The 20,798-nt window shown below is 40.7% G+C and carries 17 protein-coding genes; 11 read left to right on the forward strand and 6 right to left on the reverse strand.

The window, feature by feature from the left end:
* Positions 1 to 187: 187 nt before the first annotated feature.
* The 6 genes from V6E90_RS02390 to V6E90_RS02415 all read left to right on the forward strand — a co-directional run bounded on the left by V6E90_RS02390 (position 188) and on the right by V6E90_RS02415 (position 8,914).
* The gene (locus V6E90_RS02390) at positions 188 to 838 is read left to right on the forward strand and encodes a paraquat-inducible protein A (RefSeq protein WP_332604422.1); all 651 of its coding nucleotides are present in this window, start codon (positions 188 to 190) and stop codon (positions 836 to 838) included.
* Positions 835 to 1,614 carry a paraquat-inducible protein A gene (locus V6E90_RS02395; RefSeq protein ID WP_065342514.1) on the forward strand — a complete coding sequence of 260 codons (780 nt, stop codon included), beginning with the start codon at positions 835 to 837 and terminating at the stop codon, positions 1,612 to 1,614. Before V6E90_RS02390 ends, V6E90_RS02395 begins: the two co-directional genes overlap by 4 nt.
* Before the next feature lie 39 nt (positions 1,615 to 1,653).
* Positions 1,654 to 3,315 (forward strand): PqiB family protein, encoded by a 1,662-nt coding sequence (locus V6E90_RS02400; protein WP_332605059.1) that lies wholly within the window; start codon positions 1,654 to 1,656, stop codon positions 3,313 to 3,315.
* A complete protein-coding gene (locus tag V6E90_RS02405) occupies positions 3,312 to 3,998 on the forward strand; it encodes a PqiC family protein (RefSeq protein ID WP_332604423.1) in 687 nt (228 codons plus the stop codon). The genes V6E90_RS02400 and V6E90_RS02405 overlap by 4 nt, the downstream gene beginning before the upstream one ends.
* Positions 3,999 to 4,166: 168 nt before the next feature.
* Positions 4,167 to 8,165, forward strand: coding sequence for a delta-poly-L-ornithine synthetase PosA (gene posA, locus V6E90_RS02410; RefSeq protein ID WP_332604424.1), 3,999 nt, complete (start codon positions 4,167 to 4,169; stop codon positions 8,163 to 8,165).
* 188 nt (positions 8,166 to 8,353) lie between these two features.
* On the forward strand, positions 8,354 to 8,914 hold the full coding sequence (locus tag V6E90_RS02415) for an undecaprenyl-diphosphatase (RefSeq protein ID WP_332604425.1): 561 nt from the start codon (positions 8,354 to 8,356) through the stop codon (positions 8,912 to 8,914).
* Between the two features lie 115 nt (positions 8,915 to 9,029).
* Here V6E90_RS02415 and V6E90_RS02420 read toward each other — a convergent pair whose 3' ends face one another.
* Genes V6E90_RS02420 through tssH form a run of 6 tightly spaced genes read right to left on the reverse strand, consistent with a single transcriptional unit; the run spans position 9,030 to position 16,609 of the window.
* Entirely contained in the window at positions 9,030 to 9,998 is a 969-nt protein-coding gene (locus V6E90_RS02420) for a M15 family metallopeptidase (RefSeq protein WP_171257919.1), read from the reverse strand.
* Positions 9,999 to 10,001: 3 nt separating this feature from the next.
* Complete coding sequence (locus tag V6E90_RS02425; protein ID WP_332604426.1) at positions 10,002 to 10,610, reverse strand: hypothetical protein; 609 nt, start codon at positions 10,608 to 10,610, stop codon at positions 10,002 to 10,004.
* 10 nt (positions 10,611 to 10,620) lie between these two features.
* Entirely contained in the window at positions 10,621 to 11,427 is an 807-nt protein-coding gene (gene icmH, locus V6E90_RS02430) for a type IVB secretion system protein IcmH/DotU (RefSeq protein WP_016541782.1), read from the reverse strand.
* A gap of 10 nt (positions 11,428 to 11,437) precedes the next feature.
* The gene (gene tssK, locus V6E90_RS02435) at positions 11,438 to 12,802 is read right to left on the reverse strand and encodes a type VI secretion system baseplate subunit TssK (RefSeq protein ID WP_016541781.1); all 1,365 of its coding nucleotides are present in this window, start codon (positions 12,800 to 12,802) and stop codon (positions 11,438 to 11,440) included.
* Between the two features lie 16 nt (positions 12,803 to 12,818).
* Positions 12,819 to 13,916 carry a type VI secretion system protein TssA gene (gene tssA / locus V6E90_RS02440; protein WP_016541780.1) on the reverse strand — a complete coding sequence of 366 codons (1,098 nt, stop codon included), beginning with the start codon at positions 13,914 to 13,916 and terminating at the stop codon, positions 12,819 to 12,821.
* 26 nt (positions 13,917 to 13,942) lie between these two features.
* Positions 13,943 to 16,609 (reverse strand): type VI secretion system ATPase TssH, encoded by a 2,667-nt coding sequence (tssH, locus tag V6E90_RS02445; protein WP_332604427.1) that lies wholly within the window; start codon positions 16,607 to 16,609, stop codon positions 13,943 to 13,945.
* Positions 16,610 to 16,982: 373 nt separating this feature from the next.
* Between tssH and V6E90_RS02450 the strand changes: the two genes are divergently transcribed.
* The 5 genes from V6E90_RS02450 (at position 16,983) to tssE (ending at position 20,793) form a co-directional block, all read left to right on the forward strand.
* Positions 16,983 to 17,687 carry a hypothetical protein gene (locus V6E90_RS02450; protein ID WP_016541778.1) on the forward strand — a complete coding sequence of 235 codons (705 nt, stop codon included), beginning with the start codon at positions 16,983 to 16,985 and terminating at the stop codon, positions 17,685 to 17,687.
* A gap of 19 nt (positions 17,688 to 17,706) precedes the next feature.
* Positions 17,707 to 18,210 (forward strand): type VI secretion system contractile sheath small subunit, encoded by a 504-nt coding sequence (gene tssB, locus V6E90_RS02455; RefSeq protein ID WP_004805522.1) that lies wholly within the window; start codon positions 17,707 to 17,709, stop codon positions 18,208 to 18,210.
* Entirely contained in the window at positions 18,203 to 19,684 is a 1,482-nt protein-coding gene (gene tssC, locus V6E90_RS02460) for a type VI secretion system contractile sheath large subunit (RefSeq protein WP_016541777.1), read from the forward strand. Before tssB ends, tssC begins: the two co-directional genes overlap by 8 nt.
* A 51-nt stretch (positions 19,685 to 19,735) precedes the next feature.
* Complete coding sequence (locus V6E90_RS02465) at positions 19,736 to 20,239, forward strand: Hcp family type VI secretion system effector (protein WP_004654761.1); 504 nt, start codon at positions 19,736 to 19,738, stop codon at positions 20,237 to 20,239.
* A gap of 77 nt (positions 20,240 to 20,316) precedes the next feature.
* Positions 20,317 to 20,793: a type VI secretion system baseplate subunit TssE gene (gene tssE, locus V6E90_RS02470; protein WP_004654759.1), complete on the forward strand. Its 477-nt coding sequence runs from the start codon at positions 20,317 to 20,319 to the stop codon at positions 20,791 to 20,793.
* The last annotated feature ends 5 nt before the right edge of the window (positions 20,794 to 20,798 follow it).

Raw genomic sequence — 20,798 nt, forward strand, 5'->3', positions numbered from 1 at the left:
ATAGAAATAGGCCTGATTTTTGCTAAAGATTCTGACACAATTCCATGAATCAGGCTTTTAAACCCTGATTTGTTTATATATTGTGTAAGATTGGCAGTGATGCGTTGTGCTTATCAAAAATAACGGTATAACAGAAGCTAAGTCGATTATGTAAACGAAACAGAATTTTGATCATAGGCATGACTATATGGCGAATAAAAATAATCAGCCTTTAGCAATTGGTCAGCAAGTCAAGCTAAGCGAATTGGCAGGTTGTGAAGAATGTGACGCGATTTACCGTAAGGTCGAGTTGGTGTCGGGCGAACGCGCTTATTGTACCTGTTGTGGTGCTGAACTCTATCGTCGCAGCCGTTCGTTTTCATCCTTATTGGCGTTGGTTATTACTGCATTGATTATCTTCGTGATTGCCAATAGTTTTCCCATTGTGATTGTTGAGCTTCAAGGTAACACCTCGCAAACCACCTTGATTGGTGCGGCATGGACCATGTTTCATATTGATCGTGCCTTGGTCGGGGTGCTGATTCTGATCACAACTTTTATCGTACCCTTGATTGAATTGTTATTACTCAGCTATGTACTTATATGTATCAGTCTCTGGAAACGTAGACCTCCATATTTAATCCCTGCACTGCGGGCATTGTTTCTGTTTCGGACATGGGGAATGGTGGAAGTATTTTTAATTGGTGTACTGGTGACATTGGTTAAACTGGTTGGCATGGTCACCGTGATTCCAGGTGTTGCATTGTGGGCCTTTACCTTGCTTAGTGTCCTTTTGGTATATATTGCTTCACTCAAAATCAAAGATCTTTGGAATGAAGTGGATAGGAGTCTGGGATGAAGCAGGCTAAAGTTCAGAACGCCGAAACTTCTTCAATTATAGAACAGCTTTCTGATGTTGATTTACAGATTAAAAATTACGTCAGGGCAAAAGATGTCGGGTTAATTCAATGCCATTGTTGCGGATTACTCAACCAAGTTGGTGCTCAGGCTGATCAACATGGGCATGCACATTGCTCTCGATGTAAAAGCGCATTGCATTCGCGCAAGCCAGAAAGTTTAAATCGTACGCTAGCCTTGGTGGTTGCTGCTGCAATTTTATATATTCCTGCCAATGTCCTTCCGATGACCATTACCGATTCTTTATTGGGCCGTCAGCAAGACACCATTATTAGTGGCGTGATCTATTTTTGGCAAAATGGTGATTATCTGGTCTCTGTCGTGATTTTTATGGCCAGTATCTTTATCCCGATTTTAAAATTATTGATTCTGATTTTTTTATTGGTTTCAGTCTATATGCAGTCATCTTCCAAATGGCATTTTAGTCCTGAACAATGTGCGCTGATGTATCGTATTGTTGAGTTTATTGGACGGTGGTCCATGATTGATGTTTTTGTGGTTGCATTGCTCACTGCATTGATTCAGATTCAATCATTGGCAACCATATTGGCAGGGCCGGGAGCTGTGGCTTTTGGTGCCGTTGTGGTGTTGACCATGTTTGCTTCCTTGAGTTTTGATCCAAGGATTATTTGGGACAATTATTTCAAGGCACATCAAGCGGATGAGCAGCAATCAAATCATATGAAAGGAACGGCGATTCATCAATTAAAAAGTTAAGATTGAAGATTCGTCTTATTTTTGACCTATAAAAGAAAGATCACTATGTCAGAAAATACCCCGACTAACCAAGATTCTGCAGAGAACTCAACCGAGTTAACGCAGAATGATGCAATCCTCGCTGAACCTGAAAAGAAGAAAGGGCGTTGGCGACCTGCATTGATTTGGCTGGTACCATTCGTTGCGCTGCTGATTGGAATTTCACTGGCAGCCAAAGCGGTTCTTGATACAGGCCCAAGTATTGAAGTGTCTTTTCGTACTGCAGAAGGCTTAGTCGCAGGTAAGACTACAGTCCGTTATAAACAGGTGGATATTGGTTTGGTGCGTCAAATTGATCTGTCAGATGATCGTTCACACATTATTGCCAAAATCGAGCTACGTAAAGATGCCAGTAATTTTGCAGCCAAAGATTCACGCTTTTGGGTGGTGAGACCGAGAGTGGGAACAGGAGGAATCTCGGGGATCGATACCTTACTCTCTGGGGCTTATATTGAAGTCGATGGTGGTAAGGCGGAGCAAAAGCAGGAAACCTTTACGGGGCTTGAAGTGCCGCCTGTGGTCTCTTCAGATATTCCCGGTAAAGTCTTTTTCCTCAAAGCACAAGATTTAGGTTCATTGGATATTGGTGTGCCGATTTACTATCGCAGAATTAATGTTGGGCAGATTACTGCCTATAAATTAGCCGCTGATGGAAAAAGTGTAGAACTTCAAACCTTTATTCAATCACCTTACGATAAATTCGTGACCACTGATGCCCGTTTCTGGCAAGCCAGTGGTGTGGACGTGACCTTAAATGCATCTGGTTTTAATTTAGATACCCAATCGCTTGCCAGTATTGTGGCAGGCGGGATTGCCTTTGGTTATCCTGAAAATTCGGCTGGTGCTATTGCGCCTGACAATAGTTATTTTACTTTGTCTGATTCCCGCAAAGAAGCAATGAAAGAGCCTGATGGTAAACCACGTCCAATTATTATGTATTTTGATCATTCGCTTCGTGGTTTAACTGCGGGTGCTCCGATTGACTTTATGGGGATTGAGATCGGTAATGTTAAATCAATCAATGTCGAATTTGATCAGTCTTATACCCATTTAAGAATGCGTGTGGATGCAGTGATTTATCCATCGCGATTGGCGCATGGCAAAGAGCTTGATCCTGATGGCGAAATTTTTAAATACTTTATTGAGAAGGGCTGGCGTGCGCAGATGCGGACAGGTAATTTATTAACAGGTCAGAACTACATTGCCTTTGATAAGTTTCCAAAAGCCAAAGCGGCTTCTTTGATCACTAGACCAGATGGACGTGTTGAAGTACCGACCACTGCAACAGAGCTGAGTGGCTTACAGGCGCAAGTGTCACAAATTGCCGATAAAGTCAGTAAGTTCCCACTCGAAGAAATTGGAAAAGACGTTCGTAAAACACTGAATAATATGAATACCACCATTGAGTCGACAGATAAGTTGGTGAAACAGTTGGATGGCAAAGTGGCACCAGGTTTGCAAGCGACATTGAATGATGTGCGTAAAACCATGCAATCTAGTGAGTCGATTCTATCCAGTGATGCGCCGATGCAGCAAGATGTGCGTAAAGCTTTACAACAAATGACCCGAGCAGCCGCGTCCTTGCAATTAATGGCGGACTATATTGAACAACATCCCGAATCATTGATTCGTGGTAAAAAAACAGAGGCAGACAAGAAATGATTAGCAGCACAGCCAAACCGCTATTAGCGGTTTCATTGAAACTCAGTCTCTTGTCCATGGTCTTATTGTTAGGGGCTTGTTCAAGTACACCTACGCCAAACTATTATACCTTGGCAAGTAAAGCCACACCTTTGGCAAGCTCGAAAGTGCGTGTGATCGAGGTTCTTCCTGTGGGTTTGCCTGATCGTATCAATCGTGCGCCAATTGTGGTGCAGGATGCCGCAGGTAAATCGCGAATTTTAGAGAACGAACGCTGGACCTCAACACTGGGTGCGGAGTTAAGAGACAATCTGTCGGCAGGTTTGCAGCAAAAGCTTGGCGCGGTTGATCGTTATAATAGTGGTATGGCGGGAGGTAAGGTGTCTTACCGAGTTGCGACTGATTTTTCTCACTTCGATGTGGTTACTGCTGATGCTGCCAAGAAAAATGTAGAGGTTTCTGTGGCTTGGATTATCAAGCGGAATGATCCCACTATCACATTGGACCAAAATTCAAACCAAAATCAGCAGTTGGCATGTCGGATGAGCTTTAGCCAACCGATACAAGAGCATAATGATTCAATCCAAAATGTCGTGAGTGCCGCCAGTGGCTCATTGAGCCGAGTTGTTGATGCCATTGCACTGTCGATTGTGGCCTCAGACTCGAAAACTCAAATCAACATTAATGGGGTGGTTTGTTCTTAATCTCGATGAAATTGGGGTGTACTGATCATATTTGTTTAATTCAGGTTTTATTATTTATGTGAACATCAGGCTTTAATGTTGTTTTAAGTTGCTCTCTTTAATTTACCAACCAATACGAATACCTCATTTCGTCTTTGGCTAAATCAAAACATTAAAGAGAGCATAAAAATGAATCAATGTGTGATGAGCGCAAAAAATATTATTCGTGGTAAGTACCACCCAGAATTTTTACAGCATGAAGTTCTTGCTGATATCTTTATTGAAACGGCACAAAAATTTCCTGAAAAAGTAGCCCTGATTGAAGCTGAACGAACGTTGAGCTATGGCGAGTTATATCAACAAGCTTTATTGATGGCACAGCATTTGACCCTGAAAGGAGTCAAAGCGGGTGACATTGTTGGTTTATGGCTGCCGCGCGGCATCGAACTATTAAAATCTCAGTTGGCGATTTGTTTAAGTGGTGCGGCTTGGCTACCGTTTGATATGGATACTCCAGCAGATCGAATCGCTGTTTGTCTGGAGGATGCGGCTGCAGTCGGGATGATTAGCAGTGATGAATGGTATGAACACCTGCATGAAGTTCCGCAAACAAAATGGACCAATACTGAATTACAGCGACCGCTACATGAAACGGTGGTATTGGCCAAAACCTCGCCTGAACAACCTGCCTATATTATTTATACTTCAGGTTCAACGGGTAAGCCGAAAGGGATTGTGATCACGCAGAAGAATATCTGTCATTTCCTGCGCAGTGAAAACAGTATTTTAGGTATTCAAGAACAGGATAAGGTCTATCAAGGGTTCTCGGTGGCTTTTGATATGTCCTTTGAGGAAATCTGGTTGTCTTATCTGGTGGGTGCAAGCTTGTGGATTGCACCAAAATCTTTAGTCAGTGATCCAGAGCGGCTTTGTCAAACACTGAAACAGCAACAGATTACGGTATTACATGCTGTGCCGACTTTACTGGCCTTATTTCCTGAAGATGTTCCAAATCTACGCATCATCAACTTGGGTGGTGAGATGTGTCCAGACTCGTTGGTGGAACGTTGGGCATTGCCGCACCATCAGATGTTTAATACCTATGGTCCGACTGAAACCACGGTATCTGCCAGTTTAGAGTTATTACAACAAGGTAAGCCTGTCACCATTGGTAAGCCCTTACCCAACTATGGCATGTTGGTGATCAATGCAGAAAGAGAATTATTGGCTCAAGGCGAAACAGGGGAGCTGTGTATTTTTGGGCCGAGCGTAGCGCAAGGTTATTTAGGGCGGCCTGATTTAACCGCTGATAAATTTATTGAGAATCCTTGGGCAAATAATGAGGATGAAATCAGTTTGTATCGCACAGGAGACCTCGCCAAAATTGATGAATTTGGTCAGGTGCATTGTTTGGGCCGTGCTGATGATCAGGTCAAAATCCGTGGTTTTCGGGTTGAACTGGGTGAAATTGAAGCAGCACTGTGTGATCTTGATGGGATTGGAACCGCGGCGGTGATGCTACGCACTGAAGATGGCATTGATCAGTTGGTTGCTTTTATTGCCCCTGAAATTGATGCCAAGCAAGCGATTGAAATCAAACAGCTACGGCATCATCTGAGTCAGCGCTTGCCGCCTTATATGGTACCCAATCGCTTTGAAATTATTGAGGAAGTACCACGTTTATTGTCAGGTAAAATTGACCGTAAGGCATTAAAGGCTCGTCCATTAACCAGCGTGATTGATCGGAGTGAATTAGACCAACCACAGAATACAGCCGAAGAGATTTTATTTGAGATTCTAGCTCGTTTATTTCCCAATATTCCGATTAAGTTAGACTCAGATTTCTTTGATGATTTGGGCGGTCATTCACTCTTGGCTGCTGTTTTAGTCTCAAATCTGCGTGAACACCCTGCATATAGCCATCTCACCATTCAAAGTTTATATCAGGCCAGAAAAGTAGGGGCGATTGCGGCCTTGATGCTTGAGCAACCCGAACCTTCAAGCTTTGACCGCCAAATCGGACAAGATAATCCACGTAATCAAGCTTATAAATGGCTTTGTGGGATTGCACAGGCGGTCACCATTCCTGTTTTGATCTCGGTGAATATCTTGCAATGGTTAGCACCATTCTTTACCTATCATTATTTTACAGGTGGAACACGAGATAGTATTCCTTATGCAATTTTGCTGTCTTTATTGGTATATATCAGTGTCATCATTGCTAGTTTTGCGGTTTCAATGAGTGTTAAACGCATCCTGATGTTGGGAATTGGTGCTGGTCGTTACCCGTTATGGGGCATGACCTATTTCCGTTGGTGGTTGGCAGATCGTATTAGTAGTATTTCACCTGTATATTTACTTTCTGGTTCAACCTTACTGAATTTATACCTCAAAGCACTTGGAGCGAAGATTGGGCATGATGTCACCATTAGCTCGGTGCATATTCGGATGCCGTCACTGTTAACGATTGAAGATGGCGTCAGTATTGGTTCAAATGTAAATCTGGAAAATGCCAAAGTCGAACATGGTCACTTGGTGTTGGGGTCAATTCAGCTCAAACAGGACAGTTATGTGGGATCTTATGCGGTATTGGAAGAAAATACCGTGTTAGAAGTAAAAGCCCATGTCAATGCTTTAACCTCGATTGAATATGAGACTACGGTACCTGCAGGTGAAATTTGGGATGGAACACCCGCTAAAAAAATCGGCGATGTTGATCAACTCGCGCCATTAGCGATACGTCCAAAATTATCTTTAGTGCGCAAATTTGCTGAATATGGTTATTACAGTGTTAGTGCCTTAATCATTGCTTGCTTGTTCTTTATTCCGATTTTCCCAAGCTTCTTGTTAGTGGATTGGTTGGATGTCAATGTCTTTAATATCGATCCGAATAACCATATTCAAACAGCGCTGTATTATTTCATCCTTGCGATTCCTGCCAGTGCCATGATGATGGTGATTACCGCATTGATTTCATCGGCTATTCGTAAAGTGGTGTTGCCACATTTAGAGACGGGCACTTATGCGGTACATGGTGGGGTCTATTATCGTAAATGGTTTGCTGCTCAAATTTTGGAAACCAGTTTGCAAACCTTACATGGCTTGTTCGCCACAATCTATGCTCCAACATGGTTCCGTATGTTGGGTGCCAAGGTGGGTAAAAATACAGAGATTTCGACCGCCACAGGTGTGATTCCTGAAATGTTGACCCTAGGTGAAGAAAGCTTTATTGCGGATGCAGTAATGTTAGGTGATGAAGAAATCAAAGGTGGTTGGATGTCGTTGAAATCCACTCAAATTGGTCATCGTAGCTTTGTTGGGAATAGTGCTTATATCGCGGATGGTACGGTATTACCTGACAATGTTTTGATTGGGGTGCAGTCCAAAACACCAGATAACCGAGAAATGTATTCAGGTCAAACTTGGTTTGGTTCTCCAGCATTGTTGTTACCTGCACGTGAAGCTGCGGAACAGTATCCCGATCATCTTACCTTTAAACCAAGTATCAAGCGCCGTTTCATGCGTGGTTTGATTGAGGGTTTACGCATTGTATTACCGACAGCGCTCGCCATTGGAGTTGGTTATATGATCGTTCTCGAAGTGATTGACGTGATCAACGATTATAGTATTGCGACGGGCTTGCTGGCTTTAACCTTGGCGGGCTTATTGTACGGTATTGGTTGCTTTGTCATCGTGACACTCTTGAAATGGGCTTTAATTGGACGTTACCAACCACGTTCGGCACCGATGTGGACCATGTTCGTTTGGCTCAGTGAGGGGATTACCAGTCTGTATGAATCGGTTGCGATTCCGAACTTTTTAAACTATTTAAGAGGGACGCCGATGTTGCCATTCTTTTTACGCCTGTTAGGAGTAAACATTGGTAAAGATGTCTATCTGGATACTGCCGATATTACCGAGTTTGACTGCGTGAAGATTGGTGATCGTGCTGAGTTTAATAGTTTTTCTGGACCGCAAACCCATTTGTTTGAAGACCGGATTATGAAAATTGGTCAAGTGAATGTGGGTAGTGATGTGGTCGTGAATGCTCGCAGTATTATTTTATACAATGCCAATGTGAATAATCACGCAGTATTAGGGCCACTGACCTTGGTGATGAAAGGAGAGAATATTCCTGCAAAATCAGCATGGATTGGTTCACCTGCAGTACCTTGGAAGCATGCTTAAGTTTTGATAATTGATCAAGCAAGAAAAGGGATAAGAACATGATGTTTCTTATCCCTTTTCTATATGTGTAGTGAAGAGAATTGAAGAAAATACAACGCCTATTTATCAAGAATATATATAATTTAATTTTTATTTAAGATTGTTTTTATAATATTTTTTTATATAAAGTCATCATGGAATGATTGGCAATGTCAATTGAAACGATAGATGTTAGTTTGTTTAATTGGATTAACTCAGCGGCAACGCAAAATCCGATTTTAGACAAAGCTGCTTTATTCGCATCACATAATTTAATTGCAGTGTTATTTATATTTTTAATTGCTTCATTGTTTTTTAAGGATAAAAAATACCGAGTGCAGTTTATCAAGATGCTTATCACGATCGTCGTTTCTTTATTGGTCACTCAGTTCATTCATGCTGTCTATTACCATCCACGTCCTTTTGACCTTGGAATCGGACACATCCTGACGGGACATGGTTCATCTTCTTCATTTCCAAGCCAACATACCTTGACGGTGGCAACCATTGCTTTTTCATATCTACTTTCGGGATATCGAAAAATAGGTAGCGCAGCTTTGTTATTGGGTTTAATTGTTGGATGGTCCAGAATTTATATTGGTGTTCATTTTCCTTTTGATGTACTTGGATCATTTGTGATTGCTTTAATACTTGTATTTGGGATGAATATCATCTTTAAAGAATTTATATTTAAAACTAAAAAAACAGTTGCTATATCCGTTATTGATTAAGGTTATTTTAATTTTAGGATGATTTGTGTTTAATTAATATCTTTTAATCCGATGCTAAAATAAAACCTCCCTATATCGAGAGGTTTTATTTTATTTAACTAAGTTTTAGATGTATTTAAGATTCGTCTGTTCTTGCGGTTAACTGTCCTTCAGCAGTGAGTTGTTCTGCCATTTCCTTGGTTTTTCTTAGACCAGGCATACGGTATTCGGTATGGCCATAATCTTGAATAGATTTCCAACGACCACCCCAAGTTAAACCAACGGATTCAGCAACTTGTCCATAGAGTTGATAACCACGCATTGCCCAAGGGTCACGTTCTGAGATAACGACTTTACCGTTGCGTTTAAAAGCAACATCGGCAGCTAAACCAAATTGGTGATAGCTTTGATAACCTTTGGCACGGGTTGTATTTGGATTCCCTGCAAGCATATTTTGACGGCTTGGACTGCGGTAACCTTCAAGTAAGACCAGTTCATAACCATGTTGTTCTTTCATGATTTTGAATACCATCAGTAGGCGTTGCTTATAGCGAGGATTAATTTTGTCCCATTTACGATCGACCATGGATACATCAAAACTACCATGTGAATGTGTAAGTGGAATCTCAATTTGAGAGGCATTAATACTTGGATCGGTTGGATGCTGAGCTTGATAGGCTTGTTCAAGTCGAGTCGCTTCGACAATCGCATCTTCAATCAAGTTGGCATCGACTTCTGGTGGTGGACTTAGCATTTCACCATTCAGTAGCGTATAAATTTGAGGATCGGTCTCTTTTAAATATTCGGCCTCAATGCGTGTGGAATTGATGGGACGGGTGAATGCAAAAATCAGGATACTGGCAAATAAAAAGAAACCAGCGATTAAAATCCACCATTGTTGTAGGTGCCAATGCGATTGTAATTTTTCAGGTGAAGCAGCCTGATGCATATTCTCTGCAAACTGCATCGCATTGGCGATTTTCTTTTTGCTACTTGGAAGTAATGATTGCAACAACTGTTTGCATTTATAACGCAGCTCATAAGACATAAGCAGCGTTAATCCGATCGCGACAGCGACAAAGCAAAAGAAGATGATAAAAATCATTGTTTACTTGAGTTCATTCACTGCAAAGGGTTTTTGTGTCACTTTGATCTGTACCGTTGCCTCAGGTGCTTCTACTTCCGCCTCTGCAGTTTTTGCTGGTGCTGGCTTGGTCGCAGGAGGAACCGGTTTAGCCACTACTTTATTCGTTGGTGGAGCAATGGTTTCATTTTTGCTATGCGGCACTTTTACTGATGTTACTGTTGTTGGTTTCGTATTTGGCTCATTGGCAAATGGAGAAACATGCTGGCCATTCGGAGCGGGTGCAGCAGGCGGCGGTGTGCGTTGGAAAAATTTGTTTAAATCATTGCTCCCAGGTTGAGCAAAATTATTGTCTTCCACCGATTCAGTTGTTTCATGATGATTTGGAGTATTCACTTCCACTTCATTATTTTGTACGGTTGCTTTGGTGGCAGTTTGAACTGTTTCAGTTTCTTCAATCGTTTGTGGGACACTCGGCGCTGTGTTATTGACGTCACTTGCAAAGATGAAAAAAAACAATGCAGCAACGATGATTCCTGAAAGAAATCCGATCAGTAAATAAATTACAGGAGATAAGGTTTTTTTCTTATTGGTCTGTAATATGCGTAAAGAAGTTGTTCTTTCCTGAGTCATACGTTATCAACTAAGGCAAATGGATGGTGATATGTGCTTCTTCGGCAGGCGCTGAAATCACATTCTGATAAGGAGCTAATGCACTCTGATTTTGTTTGGAGAGCATGAACTTTAAACCTGCAAAAGTGAGCGCAGCAAACATCAGTAAGAAGATCAAAATCCAGAAAAAAGGTAATTCGTGATGAATAATGTGTTTAATGTGGTCTGGAATGGCAGCAAAAGGAGAAAATGCTGCTTTTTTCCCTTTGAGATAATCAATCTCATCTCCAACACGAGCCACGAGGTGATTTAAGCTTTCTACTGATTCTAGACGGTATTTACCTTGAAAACCGAGTAAGAGGCAGTAATGAAAAACCTCAAGCGATGCTAGGCGTTCTTTGCCACGACTGCGCAGTTGTTCTAAGATTTCAAAAAAACGATAACCAGCCAGTTGAGAGCCAAACAGGCTTAATTGCAATGGGCTGATCAGCCATGAATTCTGTAAATTAAAATAGGCTGCATCCTGTTGCGTTGCAATCGTTTCATCAATCAAGGCACAAAATGCGTATTTGGCATCGTGAATATCATCAGCAGAAAACTGCAAACGTTTAGCTTGCTGTTCGAAGCGGTTCAATAAATCGACGATTTTCTCACGAAAATCAGTGGGATTTGCAGGTATATAGCGGTTGCGAAGTAAAAAAACCAAATAAAACCCATCATGTAATAGGTCAATTAAGTTGGTCGCTTGCGCTTTATTTTGTGGTTGATCAGACGCAGGTAAACCTGAACCAATTTTTCCATCATCAAATAAAGAGGGGATGCCTGTTGGTTGAGTCATTGTGATTCTCTTAACTATTCATTACAGCAATGAGTTCAATACTAATATCTTGGAAACCAGCGGGAACATAGACACAAATGGTTTCTGACTCAAGCATACGTTGATAGAGTTCATGATGTGGTTCAATTTCAAAATAGCTGACCCCAGAGCGCACTGGAATCGCTGTAGGAACTTGCATTAAATGATGGAGTGGAACAGCAGGAAGTGCTGCAATCACACGCTGTTCTACATCAATGGTACTGCCCACTTTGAAGCGCAAAGGTACGATTTGAATCAGCTCATGGGTTTGCATCATGCTGCTTGAAACAGCAATATAAAGACGTGTATCACGGGTAATTTTGTCTGACTCTAGACTACCCACCCAATAAGATGGTCGTGTTTCTTTCAAGGCAATACTGAAATAACGGCTCGAAATGATGGTATCCAGTAAATCTCTTAAAATCAGGTCTAGCTGCTGAAAACTGTCTTGTAATTGATGATGTTTATAGTGTGGTAAATGGTCAACATCATAAGCCGTAGAGAAGGTCAGTAATGAACCTGTTAAACGCAATAATTCTGAGAATAAACGTTCTGGGTGAATTAAAGGATATTGGAGTAAGTGATTTAATCCGGCATAGGCTGTATTTAAAGCATTAATTAACCAGAAGGAAACAATGTCTCCTGAGCGGAATTCGATCAACTTTTGTTCGTTTTCGCGGTTATTACTTTGAATGGTTTTAATTTTTGCCTTAATGACGTTGAGTGTACGCTTTAGATTGTTAATCAGCGATTCAGAGGCCGCAATATGTAAAATCGGTGGAATGAACTTATTGTCTAACTCAAAGTGACCCGAGCTTTGACGCTTAATTTTAGCGACAGGAATATATAAGAAACCATCTAAATTTTGGCTCGGCTGAATATGTTGCTCTAACAACTTAAATTCTGCACGGCGACGCAATAGATTCAGTTCAGCAGGACTCGCATCGGTAAACAGATCATGGGTTTCTGTCAAATAGTTATGGTAGCGACTAGAAACTGAGCGTGTTTCATCTGCGATATTCTTCTTATTGGCTTGTAAGATTGGCAGTGCCAAATAAACTGTCATTTCACCTTGTAGATTAAGATCATCCAGCAATAACGGCTCAGGTAATAAATCTTGTGCAGGAGCCTGATAAATCTCGCCATCTTGCCAAATGATTTCTACTTCTTGAAGTGCCAGAATATGAGTAGAAAGCTGAACTTCGTCAAACTTCAACTTTTGTACACCATAGGCATGTGGAATCATTGCCCGAATCGTATGATTCAAACGTTGTTCATGGTAGGTATCTTGGATCTGAAAATGCTGAGGACGTAAAAATAAGCCTTCACCCCAAAGAATCTTTTCTGCTTTAAACATATGTATTTACCAACAATTATTCATATTCATTCTTTGGCTGAACACCAAGAGTATCCTGGAGCATTTGTAAAGGATGTTCATCCTTAATCACTTGAGTTAACCACTCATGCAGTGGCATTTGGCTCCACTTGATGGTTTTCTGCAACATATAGCTCACTGGGCTATGCGGTTCATTTTTCTGAAAATAAGTGGCAATTTCTTGCAGCACACGCATTGCCTGTTCGCGGTTTTCAACATGCGATTGAACTTGCGGCTGAAAAGACAGCTGATTTTGAGGTGCAGCAGATTGTGTCGTCACGTGTTGTACCATCGGTGTTGTCGATGTTTCAGTTTCTGTCATGACTGTTTGAGTCGTTTGCTCAAATAGATCAGTCTTGTATATCTTTTTCAGTGTGATATGAATGGTATCTAAGCTAGAGTCAATTGCCGCAAAACTTGGAGAGTCCAAACCAAGCAAGCCATCCAACACATTTTTCAGCGTTGTCCATTGTTGCAAGATGTCATTGAAACGTTGGTAATTTTGACGTTGAAAGTTTTTATCGGTATTGGATAGGGCTTGTTCGAACTGTTCTAGTTCAGTTGAACCACTGGAATCTTCATAATCATCGCTTTGTTTACGACGGATATTTTCGTGATAAAGAAAGTTGTCGTAGTCGAGCAAATGATAATAAGGCGCATGGTTAATTAAAGAAACCTTTTTGATCAGTAAAGGGAGTTGATTAATTAAACCCTGTAATAAACCAATACGTTGGTCTAAATCATCATCTTCAACTTCTGGATGTAGGGTTAACCAATACTGTTCTAATAGGCGATGACTGAGTTCCAGACTTTTGCTAATGCCCTCAAAGCCATACAGATTTGCCCAAGCCTCAGACAGCCATGTGAGCAAACGAATATCTTTACTTTTTGATTGTAGTAAATCTATAGACGTACTGGCGACAAAGTCCCAATCTGCCTGTTTGGGCTCAGTCACCCAATCCCCTTGATCAAGTAATACATCATCTTGGGTTTTTGCTTTTTTAATGGCGTGGAACTCATTTGAAAATGAATAATCCTCACCGCACGGTGACTGCTCATTAATTGGCGTTAGTAAAGATAAAATATCCATATGCATCACAAATTTAGCTCAATCTTTAAATTTTAAACTTCAGCTTTGACTTTTTTAGTTGAACGTTTCTTGGTTGCTTTTTCGACCGGATCTAATTGATAGGTAATTTCATCATCTTTGGTATCGATGACGATCAACTTTGGCAATTTATGATCAGCTAAAGCGACTAAAATTTCAGTTGCTAAAGCAGGCAAGACGGTAGAGTTAAGGATATTGTCCACATTTCGCGCGCCACTATCGACTTCAGTACAACGGTTTAAGAGTAATTCGATTAAGTCATCAGAGTACTGAACCTTGGTGGCATATTGTTTTTCAATACGGTCAACAATTTTCCCAAGTTTGTGCTTAATAATGCGAATAAGTAGCTCATCATGCAGTGGGAAGTAAGGCACGATCCGCATACGCCCAATAAATGCAGGCTTAAATTGTTTATATAAACTTGGTTTCAAATGCTCGATCAAATCCTCGGCATGTGGCCAGTCTTCGACAGGCTGATTTAAACAGGCCTGCATGATGGCACTTGACCCGGTATTCGATGTCAGCAAAATGGTGGTGTTTTTAAAGTCGATGACACGACCTTCACCATCTTCAAGCATCCCTTTATCGAAGACTTGATAGAATAATTCTTGTACATCACTATGGGCTTTTTCAACCTCGTCTAACAATACAACACTATACGGGTTGCGACGAACGGCTTCGGTGAGAACACCCCCTTGACCATATCCAACATAACCAGGAGGCGCACCTTTTAATGAGGAAACTGTATGTGCTTCCTGATATTCAGACATATTGATGGTGATGAGATGATTTTCGCCGCCATATAGCTCGTTGGCAAGCGCAAGGGCAGTTTCTGTTTTACCCACCCCACTTGGACCAACCAATAGAAATACACCTTGTGGTTTATTTGGATCTTCTAATTTGGCTTTAGAGGTTTTAATGCCTTGAACCAGTTGGGTGAGGGCATAGTCTTGGCCCATTACACGTTCACCCAGTTTATCTTCAAGGCTTAGGATTTGTTTGATTTCATCGTTGACCATCTTGCCAACTGGGATACCAGTCCAATCAGAAATAATTTCATTGATGATCTGTGCATTGACACGTTCAAATACTAACGGTGTTTGGCCTTGCAATTGGGCTAAATCTGCTCTCAATGTCGCAATTTGTGCTTTATGGTCTTGCTCTGTTTGTGCATTCAGCGTTTGAATCTGTTTAACCAAAGCAAGTTCTTGTTGCCATTTGCTTTCAGTTGCTTGAATCTCATTTTCCAAGCTTGTCAGTTGTTGATTAAGCTCATCTAAACGTTGGTGATGCACAGGGAACTGCTGATGTTCGTTGTTGATAATTTGATGTTCTAACTGAAGGTTGTGCTGTTGTGCTTTGAGTTGATCCAGAACCACGGGTTGTGCATTGTGTGTCAAAGCAACACGTGCCGAAGCAGTATCGAGTACACTCACTGCTTTATCTGGAAGTTGACGACCACTGATATAGCGATGCGATGCTTGAACGGCAGTGATAATGGCCTGATCATCAATTTGTAAGTTAAAGTGACTTTGCATGACGGGGATCATGGCACGCAACATATCAATCGCCACTTCTTCGGTTGGTTCTTCAACTTTAACCACCTGAAAACGGCGGCTGAGCGCCGCATCTTTTTCAAAGTACTGTTTGTATTCAGCCCAAGTCGTTGCCGCAATGGTTCTTAATTCACCACGCGCTAATGCGGGTTTGAGTAAGTTTGCAGCATCGTTTTGTCCAGCCTGACCACCAGCACCAATCATTGTATGTGCTTCATCAATAAACAGAATAATTGGGTGAGCTGAAGCCTGAACTTCTTGAATCACTTGTTTCAAACGATTTTCAAATTCACCTTTGACGCTGGCACCTGCTTGTAACAAGCCCATGTCTAAGACATGCAGATGAACATTTTTGAGTGCTTCAGGGACTAAGCCTTGAGCAATTTTTAAGGCCAAACCTTCAACAACAGCGGTTTTACCAACACCTGGTTCGCCAGTTAAAATCGGATTGTTTTGACGACGGCGCATCAAGATATCAAGCATGAGGCGAATTTCAAATTCGCGACCAATCACAGGATCAATGCCACCTTGTTTAGCTTTTTCAGTCAGATTAATCGTGTATTGATCTAAGGCAGGCGTTTTTGCGGTTGTTACTGTCGATTCAGGATCTGTGGTTTGTTCAGTTGTTGTCGAGGTATTTTCTACTTGCGGTTGTTCGCTGCTTTTTCCACAAATATCGAGAAACTTATGTTTCATGGTATCGATCGGGAAGCGTTCGAATAAACTAGATGCTCTAAAAGCGATTTGTTGTAAGTCGGGCGCAGTTAACAAAGCAATCAGTAAATGGCTACTACGGATTAAAGGGGTTTGTTCCGCAGAAGCCAGTAACCATGCTTGTTCAAATAACCGAACGATTGATTTTGCAAATATAGGGGTACGGGTATTACCTTTAGGCAAAGAGGCAATGGTTTCTTTTAAATCAATAATTAAGGCATCTGGAGAGATATTATTTTTTTTCAATAAAATATGTAAATCATTGACTATATTTTGATTTAGTAATTCAACAAAGAGGTGTTCAATCTCAATTTCATAATTCAATTGGTTAATACAGTAATTTGCAGACTTTTCTAATGCAGTACGAGTAGGAGGTGATAGTTTAGTAATTAAAACCTTTAAGTTACTCATTTATTACTCACAATAATTTTTAAATACCAAGTTCTATTGACTGAGTTCTAACTTGATATGGTTGTTTTTGCTAGAAATATTTTTTGAATAAAATCAAAAACTTAGTTAAACTCTGTACGAGTATACAGATTATTCTACAACAAAAAATGTCACTTTTAAACAAAAAATGCACCTGATTAAAGTTTTTTTTTACATGAATGTCTGTCATGAAAATTTAATAATGTTAATAAACGTAACTAGTATTGACTTTGTATGTGTTTTTTTTGTTAAATTCGCGGAAATGATGTAAATGTACAAAAATTGACGAGTAAGAGGGTTTTTTAACAATAATTGTCAGCTCTTCAATTATAAGTTAAATAATACGAGGCATATTTTGAAAAAAGGTATTGTAATATCAATTCTTTGTATAACAGCTGGTTTAATAGGTAATTCAGCTTATGCTGATGATAAAGAAATAAAACCAATTAAATTAAAAAGTAAATGTCTAAAACAGAATCCGTTGGCAGTAAACCAAACAGATCGTGCTTTATTAGATATTTATCAACAAGTTTGTGACAAAGATAATGCTTCGCGTGTAAACGATTTGTTGGCTCAGGCCGCGATGCGTATGTATGAATTAAAGCAACCGATGAATGCTTTAAAATTGGCGACGCAGCTACAAGAGCAAAATGTACGCGGTACAACTTTGACAGATGTCACTTTTTTAGCCAGTGTTCAGATTGCCAATGAAGCATTGCAGCATATGCGCTCAAATGAAATGCGCTATTTGAGTAATGAACTCACTTATCCACCAGCAAAACAGTTGAGTGACAGCATTCGTATTGCCTTACCTGCTCCTGATACATCCACGAGCAAGGCGATTACAGATGAGTCGCTAAAAAAAGAGATACGAAATACGTCGACTAATAACACAACGCGACGGACAACGAACAGAAAAGTACGTACAACTCAACCAACACGTAGTAATGTAACTCAATCTGTTGCGCCGGTAAAACGTCAAACGGCTGTAACACCAACAGTTACCAAACAACCTACTGTTCAAAAAACAGGTTCGAATCCATTCGATTCGTTGAAATAATAATCAAGGGTGAAAAGTTATGGCAAAGAGAGAAAGCGTACAGAAGAAACTGCAACGCATACGTCCCCCTCGTGTACAGCTGACATATGATGTCGAAGTTGGTGATGGTAAAGAGTCAAAAGAACTCCCTTTTGTTGTGGGTGTGATGGGGGATTTCTCCGCTGCATCAGAGCTAGAAAAGACTAAGTTAAAAGACAAAAAATTTATCAATGTCGATTTAGATAATATTGATGAAGTGATGGAATCTTTAGCGCCACGTGCAGCTTTCCAAGTTGAAAATACTTTGACTGAAGAAGGCGGTCGCATGTCAGTGGACCTCACTTTTAACTCAATGGAAGACTTCCGTCCAGAACAAGTGGTTCAACAGGTTGATCCATTACGTAAGCTGGTTGCAGCGCGTGAACGTTTAACTGATTTACGCAATAAGATTTCAAACAGCGAACGTTTAGAAGACTTGCTAGATGAAGTACTGAAAAATACCGATCAAGTTCGTCAACTCAGTGCGGAGGCTGAAAATGAGTAATTTACAAGCAGCCACTGCAGCAAATGTAGAAACTGAATCGGTTCATTTGCTAGATTCAATTGTTGAGCAGAGCCGTATTGCACGTAATGATGATGAACATGTTCGTGCCAAGAGCTTAATTGGTGAGTTGGCCAAAGAAGTCATGGCAGGGACGATTACTGTTTCTGAGAACATGACCTTGTCGATTGACAAGCGTATTGCAGAAATTGATGCACTGATCTCAAATCAATTGAGCGAAATTATGCATCATGAGCAGTTCCAGAAAATCGAATCAACATGGCGTGGACTCTATTATTTCTGCCAAGAAACACCGTCTAACTCGATGATTAAAATTCGTATGTTAAATACGACCAAAAAAGAGTTAGTGAAAGACTTTCAAGGTGCAACAGACTTTGATCAAAGTACCTTGTTTAAAAAGATTTATGAAGAAGAATACGGTTCATTTGGTGGTGCGCCTTATGCAGCACTGATTGGTGATTTCGAGTTTGATCGTACACCATCAGATATGTATTTATTGGAACAAATTTCTCATGTTGCAGCAGCAGCACATGCGCCATTTGTTTCAGCAGCTAGCCCAAGCATTCTTGGTCTTGAGTCGTTCACCGATATTGATCGTCCTCGTGATGTTTCAAAAATCTTTGAAACAGCTGAATACGTACAATGGCGTTCTTTCCGTGACAGCGAAGATTCTCGTTATGTCGCATTGACCATGCCACACGTGTTAGGTCGTTTGCCATACCATCCGAAAGAAGGCACTGCAACTGAAGGCTTTAACTTCGTTGAAGATGTTTCTGGTGAAAACCATGATGATTATTTGTGGATGAATGCCGCTTATGCGTTCGGTACACGTTTAACCAATGCCTTTGATATGCATGGTTGGTGTGCGGCGATTCGTGGGGTTGAAGGCGGTGGCTTGGTTGAAGGCTTACCAGTTCATACTTTCAAAACTTCAGATGGTGAAGTGGTATTTAAATGTCCAACTGAAATCGCCATTACTGACCGTCGTGAAAAAGAACTTAGCGATCTTGGTTTTATTCCATTGGTTCACTGCAAGAACACTGATTATGCGGCTTTCTTTGGTGCACAGTCTGCTCAAAAACCAAAGAAATATGACAGCGATACGGCGAATGCAAACTCTGCACTTTCTAGCCAAATCCAATACATCATGGCGGTATCGCGCATTGCACATTACTTAAAAGCAATGATGCGTGACAAAGTGGGAAGTTTTGCATCTGCAGGCAACGTCGAAGCATTTTTAAATGAATGGCTCTCGCAATATGTCTTGCTAGATGATGGTGCATCTCAAGAAGCAAAAGCACAATATCCGCTTCGCGAGGCATCTGTAAAAGTTGTAGAAGATCCAGCTCAACCGGGTCACTACAAGTCTGTGGTTTTCTTAAGACCGCATTTCCAGCTGGACGAGTTATCTGTTTCTTTACGACTCGTGACTGAACTACCTCAGTCCTCAAATTAACAATGAGATCAGCTAGATAATAACTTTAAATAAAATAGAGGTAATTTTTAAATGAAAGATATATATGTTGAGTTTCGTGGTAAGTACAAGGTAGACGGAGAATCTCGCGATTCTGAACACAAAGGTTGGCTAGAAGTTAACTCTTGGTCTCATAACATTCGTCAACCTAAATCTGCGACTTCTAGTAGCGTAGGTGGCCATACAGCTGAACGTGTTGAACACTCAGACATGATCTTCGTTAAAGATTTGGATGCAACTAGTCCTAAACTTTGGGAAGCGTGTTCTGCAGGTTATACATTTGATGAAGTACAGATCGATTACTACCGTGCAAATGGTGATAAACGCATCAAATACTTACAAATCAAATTGAAACACGTTCTTGTTTCTAGCGTAACACCGACTGTAAACGAAGAAGGTGTTCCAACAGAAACATTTGGTTTGAAATACGCTGCTGTTGAGTGGACTTATAACCAGCAAGACATTAACGGTACTGCGAAAGGTGCTGTTACTAAGAAATGGTCACTTTCTAATAACACAGCTTCATACGCTGCGTAATTAGTATCGTGATTTTCTAATAGAGGTTAATAGGTGCCTATTAGCCTCTATTTTTCCAAGATGTTGTTCTTATAAAAATGAATTTAGATCATCTATATCCTTATGGATTCAGATCAACATTATTTGATCGTTTAGTACCAGAGCAAGAAGATTATTTAAGAGGAATGTCGATTCAGCAGTTGCGAGAGTCGGTTGCTCGTGATTTGGAAGACTTGTTGAATAGTCGGATCGCACAATTTGATCGAGATATGGATGAATTCCCACTGGCAAAAAAATCAATTTTGCAGTTTGGAATTATTGATTTCGTTGGCTTGTCGACGGCGAATCCCTTGGATCGAGATAAAATTTGTCAATCGATTGAGCAGTCTATTGCAGCACATGAGCCGAGATTGCGGCAGATCAAAGTTGAGATGCTATTAGATGGACATAATATGGGATCGCTGTGTTTAAGTATTCAGGCCTACTTAAATATTCACCCCTTATATGAACCTGTTTTTTTCGATGCTTTACTCAAACCAACAACACAACAATATGTTATTTCTGCCAGAACTTAGTGTGA

Origin of the sequence: Acinetobacter sp. ESBL14 (assembly GCF_036668815.1) — a bacterium.
Classification (GTDB): Bacteria; Pseudomonadota; Gammaproteobacteria; order Pseudomonadales; family Moraxellaceae; genus Acinetobacter; species Acinetobacter gyllenbergii.